This window comes from Spirulina sp. CS-785/01 (assembly GCF_028330525.1).
Taxonomy (GTDB): Bacteria; Cyanobacteriota; Cyanobacteriia; order Cyanobacteriales; family Spirulinaceae; genus JAQMSD01.
The window spans coordinates 1-7,201 of the sequence record NZ_JAQMSD010000142.1; the positions used below are offsets into that span (position 1 = coordinate 1).

5 protein-coding genes and 2 pseudogenes are annotated in these 7,201 nt (G+C 47.8%); 2 read left to right on the plus strand and 5 right to left on the minus strand.

Annotated elements, in window-relative coordinates:
- Positions 1–205: hypothetical protein (locus PN462_RS08935; protein ID WP_272127753.1), on the plus strand; the 205-nt coding region annotated here is incomplete at its 5' end.
- On the opposite strand, the gene PN462_RS08940 is transcribed toward PN462_RS08935, so the two are convergent.
- The 5 genes and pseudogenes from PN462_RS08940 to PN462_RS23480 form a co-directional block, all read right to left on the minus strand.
- A complete protein-coding gene (locus tag PN462_RS08940; protein ID WP_272127754.1) occupies positions 202–2,655 on the minus strand; it encodes a caspase family protein in 2,454 nt (817 codons plus the stop codon). The two genes, PN462_RS08935 and PN462_RS08940, sit on opposite strands and share 4 nt — an antisense overlap.
- 77 nt (positions 2,656–2,732) lie before the next feature.
- Positions 2,733–3,902: a sulfate adenylyltransferase gene (gene sat, locus PN462_RS08945; protein ID WP_272127755.1), complete on the minus strand. Its 1,170-nt coding sequence runs from the start codon at positions 3,900–3,902 to the stop codon at positions 2,733–2,735.
- A 247-nt stretch (positions 3,903–4,149) separates the two neighbouring features.
- Positions 4,150–4,884: a cobyrinic acid a,c-diamide synthase gene (locus tag PN462_RS08950; RefSeq protein ID WP_272127757.1), complete on the minus strand. Its 735-nt coding sequence runs from the start codon at positions 4,882–4,884 to the stop codon at positions 4,150–4,152.
- A 271-nt stretch (positions 4,885–5,155) separates the two neighbouring features.
- Entirely contained in the window at positions 5,156–5,749 is a 594-nt protein-coding gene (locus PN462_RS23475; protein WP_443029114.1) for a uracil-DNA glycosylase, read from the minus strand.
- A gap of 3 nt (positions 5,750–5,752) precedes the next feature.
- A pseudogene (locus PN462_RS23480) lies at positions 5,753–6,355 on the minus strand (uracil-DNA glycosylase family protein); the annotation flags it as partial.
- A 146-nt stretch (positions 6,356–6,501) separates the two neighbouring features.
- Here PN462_RS23480 and PN462_RS08960 point away from each other — a divergent pair.
- Positions 6,502–7,077, plus strand: a pseudogene (locus PN462_RS08960) (class I fructose-bisphosphate aldolase); the annotation flags it as partial.
- Positions 7,078–7,201: the final 124 nt, after the last annotated feature.

Below are 7,201 nucleotides of genomic sequence, written 5' to 3' on the forward strand. Positions count from 1 at the left end.
AGATAGGGGAGATGGGGGAGATAGGGGAGATAGGGAAGATAGGGGAGATGGGGAAGATGGGGGAGATGGGGAAGATGGGGAAGAACAAAGAACCCAGAACAAACAACATTACTGTTTACTGTTCCCAGTTCCGGAGTTCCCTATTCCCTATTCCCTGTTCCCAGTTCCGGAGTTCCCTTGTTTACCAACAACTAACAACCCTTAAACTACCTCAAAAACTAAAGAAAAAGTTGCCCATTTATTAACATCTAGGGCATAATCTTCAGAAGCGAACCCAATGGTTTCTGCATCTAAACCACTGCCTTGGTGTAAATCTTGTAAAAGGGATTTGGCAATATTAAGTGGCTGAGTTAATTCCACTAAACGATCGCCCTCCCCTTTAGGAGAAGATAATTGGGCTAATTGCTGTAACGTTTCTTTAAACGGAGCTTGACTACAAATTACTTGCATGGTACAAATTCCAATTGATCCCGCAATAAATCCATTTAAAGAAGACGTGGATTGGGGTAAGGTTAGGGTTGTTTGGGGAGCAAGTTGGGTATTTTGTAACGTTTTCTCCTCTCCTTCCTCTGTTTCCCTAGTCACCGGGGTATTGTAGAGCGCGATCGCATTTCCCACCGGATCCAATCCCACCAACAACACATAAAGCGTCTCATCGCTCTGATTTTCAATTTCATACTGCAACTGACTGCCCACCGGAATTTTCACTAAATCCGGAGAGGTACTCCGTTCTAAACTCTGTTTATTGGGGCGATTTTGTTGTTCAAATCCCCTGGTCCACCGTTCCATTAATGTATAAGGTTTCGGTTGTCGAATTCCTAGGGTAATTCGCACAGGTAAACGGGACGATCCCTCATTCTCCGTTAACTCCCACATTTTCGCCGCCAAACGGGTTTTTAAGGTAGGAATCAGTCGATTAACCGCCGATTTCACCGCCTCATCCACGGCCCCCCGCGTATGGGGGAGAAGCATCCCACCCACCGAGGACAAACTATAGTGACTCCCCCCACTATGGCCAGAGGATTTAGCCTTTTTCCCCGGCCCCTTCGTAAATAAATAATCGGCCTGTTGTTCTCCCGCCGAAATAATCGAAGATACCGCCGAAATATTGGATAAGGCACTGGTGGCATCAACGCGCTCAATACGCTGTAACTTTTCATCTAAGGCCACCACCAACCCCAAGTTACGGGGGAGAATGCGGACGGTTTCTTGTACCCGTTGGCCCACTTCTGGGAGAATAGTGGGGTCACTCTCCACCCATTGGGCTTTTCCGCTTAATTGATCCAGCGATCGCAAGCGTAACGTTAACCTCTCCTCCCCAGTCAATACCATAAACCGAGAATTGGCTTTATAGGCTCGCCACACCTTAGCAGGAATCCCCCCTAAATGCAGTGTCACCGTCCCATTTTTCTCATCTAACGCCGTTATCACCCCTTCAGCCCCCGTGGTTGTGATCGGCGTAGTAAAATACATTTGCGCCGACGATTGCTGAGACGTTAAGGAACTAATGAGACAGGGTTGCTGTTTACTCATCGGCCTCATCTGTTCACTGGCCCGGGTGAGACTGAGATACACCGTATTGGAGGGCATCGCTTGCCAGAGATACTGAGTCAGCGCGTAAGTAAACATCCCGGCACTAAAACCGCGCCATTGCTGCTCTAACGCCACTCCATTCTCTTGGGCGGCCCCTAACACCAGTCCTGGCACCTGGGACCATTGGGGAGGGGGAGTAGGTAAATTCAATTTATACCGGACTGGTAATTGCTCTTGAAACGCTAATTCTTCCGGACTCGGTTTTTTTCTCGCCGTTTCTGGACAAGAGCGACTGCGTAAATTCCCTTGTAAGGGGTCTTCGATGGGAGCGAAACTGGTATCGAGGATAAAGGTGCAATTTCGGGTAGGCAGCGATCGCGCTAATAAAATCAACGTCTCCGCCAACAAATCATTAGCCACAGGCTCACGCTTCGTGGGAATCATACCATCATAAGGAACAAGACTCGCCATCAGAGACCCCTTCGAGGAACTTAACGCCTCCTCCTGCTCACTCGTCGCTTGTCGTTGCGCCGCCGTTTGCTCCGTCCCTTGGACTTGACTGCCAAACCCACTAAAATGGAACACCACCACATCCCCCGCCTCACTCTGTTGCAAGAGATGTTCCACAAACGTCGTTTCAATGGCCTCTCGCGTCGCTTGTTGATTGGTCAGCGTAACAATATCTTCCTCTCGAAACTGAAACCGATGGAGCAATAACTCCCGTTGCAGTTCCACATCCGTGACACACCCTTTCAACCGACTTCCCGACGAATACTGGTTAATCCCCACCAGCAACGCTAACTTACGGGGAGCAGGAGCAGCCAGTGCTGTTCCGTAGCGAGTCGCTTGCCGTCCTAAAAGGGAATTTCCTCGCGCTCCTGCCAAGAAATTCCCTGCTCCCCCACTCAGGAGAGCCAAAGCCATCTGTTGTAAAAATGTCCGCCGATCCAATCCCATACCAATTGTTGAGGTGACATCCGCTATCAGAGTATCAGGTTTTGGGTCGAGGGACTCATTTTTTAGCGTCGGGAGTTGGGAGTTGGGAGTTGGGAGTTGGGAGATGGGGGAGATAGGGGAGATGGAGGAGATGGGGGGGAACAAAGAACCCAGAACCAACAACATTACTGTTCCCTGTTCCCTATTCCCTGTTCCCTATTCCCTGTTCCCTTGTTCACAAACAACCAACAACCCACAAAAAATTAAGTTTGCTTCATGGCATTAGCCAACGCTTGGGCGACTTCAGGCCGGGAGAATTCTGGGGGGGGTAACTCACCCCGTCGTAACATTTCCCGCACCTTTGTCCCCGATAAATGTAAACGTTCTTCGGGACTACTCGGACTGGTTTTGGAGGTAGCCATTTGTCCCGTCCGCTTACAATAAAAAGCGTGTTCAAACTTCATGGGAATAATCCCTAACTCATCGGGATCGAATTCATCAAAGAGTTTTTGTGCGTCATAGGTCCCATAATAGTCGCCAACCCCCGCATGATCACGACCGACAATAAAATGGGTACACCCGTAGTTTTTACGGATGAGTGCGTGAAAAATTGCCTCCCTCGGTCCCGCATAACGCATGGCTGAGGGGTTAATGGCTAAAATTACCCGTTCTTGGGGGAAATAACGCTCCATCATGATTTCATAGCAGCGCATCCGCACATCTGCCGGGATATCATCGCTTTTGGTTGCTCCCACTAAGGGATGGAGAAAAAGGCCATCGACGGTTTCGAGGGCGCATTTTTGGATATATTCGTGGGCCCGGTGGATGGGGTTGCGGGTTTGGAAGCCTACAATGGTTTTTAAGCCCCGTTCTTGGAATAGTTGGCGAGACTCGGCGGGATCAATTTGGTATTTGGGGAATAGGGGGTGGGGGTCCCGTTGTAATAACCAGACCGGACCTGCGAGGTTATAGTCTCCTTTTTCGTAAATGACTTTCACCCCTGGGTGTTTCTCGTCGTCGGTTTGATAAACGTTGGTTGCTTCGTGAGCTTTGTTGTAGCGATATTTTTGGGTTAATTCTAATACCCCGACAAACCGCCCTTGGGAGTCGTCGAGACGGACCCATTCGCCTTCTTTCAGGGAGTTGGCCACGTCTTCACTTACGGATAAGGTGACGGGTAAGGACCAGGCGAGGCCGTTGGCCAAGTGCATCTCGGTGACTACGGTTTCATAGTCGTTTTGTTCCATAAAACCCGTAAGCGGACTAAATCCCCCAATGGCAATCATAACTAGATCGGAGAAGGCGCGATCGTCCAATTGAACACGGGGCAGACGCTCTCCTTGAGCCAGAAATTCTTTTTTTTCTGCATCACTGGCAAGGCGGTTAATTAGCGTACCGCCATGGGGCGGAATTCCGTTGGCGTGGCTACTCATAGCAAGTTGAATCAGTAATCGTATGGGTTTTTCGTTTCCAAGATTCCATCCTACCCTAATTTGTCGTAAGCATTCAGCTATTAGCCATCAGCTATCAGCCGCTACTCTTCAACCTAACACTCCGTTAGCGAAGCCTCTCAAACGAGAGCTTTGTTGCTCTCTTAAACCGTTTTTAACGGGTTTTAGCTATTAGCCTTGGGTTACAACCCAAGGCAGATTAATTCCCACTCCCCCCATTTCCCAATAATTAACTAAAAATCCGTTGTTCTTCGGGTTGATAAATATAATCATAATCGAAGGGAACAGGCCGAATATTTCGCACAATGGAGAACCCTAAATTACTCACAGTATCGGTGGTGAATGTCACCATGATTAATTCTAAAACTTTTTTCTCGGAAATCTCTGGCTTTTGCACAAAATAACTCCGTTGGGCAAAAAACATTTCTTTATCCTTGGGTTGGATAATGCCATTAATTTTATGAGCATATTGAATGGGCTTGATGTAAGTATTATAAAAATCTTCTTGGTTATGCTGGAGGGAATAAAATCGCTCCTGTTGCAGCCAACTCATTTTGAAGATCATTTTAATAATTTCAAAGCCTAAAATATAATTGAGAACATAGTTTTTTTCTTCTGGGCTAACCACTAAACGTAAAGCCGATTCTAAGAATTTTTCCGGTTCTCTCCGGACATCTTGTGCAGAGTGAATATAAAATTGTCGAATATATTTTCTGAGGACATTAGGACTCAAGTCAGTATAAATATGAAAGCTCTCTAAATGCCGTTTAACTTTGGCTTGTGTATCATAATCTTGAATGATTTTAGCGATTAACCCATCTGCTGTATATTGATCAAGAAATTGTGCTTGAAGTTCCGGAGAACCTGCACAGAGTAAATGGCATAAAGAAAGCAGATATCTTCGTTCTTTCCAATGTAACTTCTCTGCCCATTCTTGAGCCTCAATGGGAAGTTTATCTAACATGGTACTCACCCTGAAATTTGTGCTAACTTGTCTTAGGTTGCAGTTTTTATTTATGTTAACTTAATCAAGCTCGAACTTGAGTTCAGTTAAAATCGCTGATAGCACAGGGTTCTATTATTATTCTATCCTGTACAAACCGATTCAAGGTTAGCCGAGTAAATTACGAAGAAATACGGAAACCTTATTTATTTTAACCGAAAAAATACTTAGGGCTTGGGGAAGAAAAGTAAGATGGTATAAACATTCAGGTGATCTCTCCTAACCCTAAAAATCAAGAATTTCCACGAAGTTCTGCTAATTTTTGGCAAACGGCTTGGATATCTTGCCACATTAACCATTTTGGTTTTCCTTTTTCCCGTGAGGGGTTACGCAAGAGATAAGCGGGGTGAAAAATGGCCATGCACTGTCTCCCCTCCCATTCTAACCATTGACCTCGAATCTTGGTGATGCCTTGTTTTTTACCCGTTAAGCCTTTATAAGCGGTGGCCCCGGTAAATAGGATAATTTTGGGGTCAATGAGGCGAATTTGTTCGAGTAAATAGGGTTTACAGGCGGCAATTTCCTCGCTGGAGGGGGTGCGATTTTTGGGGGGACGACAGTTGTGGACGACTCCTGCGGGGGTGACAAAATTGGCGGTTTCGGCCACATCAATACAATAAACTGGACTATAGCTGGCGGGTTGTGTGGTTTTTTCTTTGGTGACGGGTCGCCAGTCGGTTTTTTGGCCGACTAGAGCAGGAGAGGAGATGGGGGGGGTGTTGCGGACTCCTTGTAAGACTTGGGTTTCTCCTACGGGAGTCCCGGTGGCGACTAAATCTTGGGGGTGCAGGTCTTCTACGGCGATCCAGCCCCGACGGGTTAGAATGGGATGGTCTCCGGTGGCGGTGTACCCTACTTCTTGTCCGGCATATTTCACTTCGTATAAGGTGCGACTCCCCAAGGGGGACTGATACCACCCTGTCACAGACCGCCAAACGAGCTTTCTCTGGGGGGTCAGACTGAGGACTTCGCCGGCCCAACGTTGTTTAACGATCGCACCTAAATTTTTATACCCCTCTCGCGTCAAAACTGGAGTATCGGCGGTCAAACATTTCACCATATTGGCGATATAGACATCTTTCTCCGGGTCTAAATCCACGGAGGCGAGAATTTTGTCTAATAATTGCCCAGACCGTCCCACAAAGGGTAATCCCTGTTCATCCTCATGTTGGCCTGGCCCTTCCCCAACAATGAGAATATCCGCTTGGGGGTTGCCCCGGCCTACCACCACATTAGTCCGACTTGCGGCTAACTCACAACGCTGACATTGGTTACAGTGAACTGCTAACGCCTCTATCGTTGGATAGGTCTGAGCAGGGATGGGAATTTGGGCATCGGTGGGAATGCGATCGGGTTTAAAATCTCCCTCTGGGGCAGGGTTAGACGGTTCTGAGGGCTCAGTATTAAAGAGATTCAGTTGTTCGGGACTCATGGGGTAAAACGAAACCTGAAAGGGGCAAAAATCAGACGTTAGGCTGGGATCAAATGACCGAAAAACCTTCCATCGAAGGACGGCACGTGATCAAGGCAATAGTAACAATGGAGGAGAAAGGAAGTCAAAGCAGTATTATTTAGGTTATGACAGGTACAGGTATCCTTACAGCCCCCAAGTCTATTACGGATTGGTTAGGAGATGAAGCGGATAATTTATTGAATTATGAGGCGAAAGTCTCTCAAGACCAGTTAAATTTGCCCAGTGGGGATGTGGTCGATCGCATTTTTACCAATAGCGATCGCACCCCCCAAGTCCTCCGCAGTCTCCAACAAATCTACTCCACCGGACGCTTGGCCAATACGGGGTATCTCTCCATTCTCCCTGTTGACCAAGGAGTGGAACATTCCGGAGGAGCATCATTCGCCCCCAACCCCATGCACTTTGACCCGGATAATATTGTCCGATTAGCCCTAGAAGGCGGTTGTAATGCCGTTGCTACCACATTAGGGGTTTTAGGGATGGTTTCCCGCAAATACGCCCACCGCATCCCCTTCATTGTCAAATTAAATCATAACGAAACCCTCACCTATCCCAACGGCTACGACCAACTCATGTTTGCACAGGTAGAACAGGCTTGGAAGTTAGGGGCCACTGCCGTTGGCGCAACAATCTATTTTGGTTCACCCGAGTCTGGCCGCCAAATTCAACAAAAGAGCCGCGGGACTCCCCCACCTCGGAACAGGTGGGGGAGGAAAGCGGGTGAGTCGATACCGCTTCTCCTGCGGAGACGCTGCGCGAACGATGCGGTTGAGACTCACAATCTCTTAGGCTACGCATAGACCA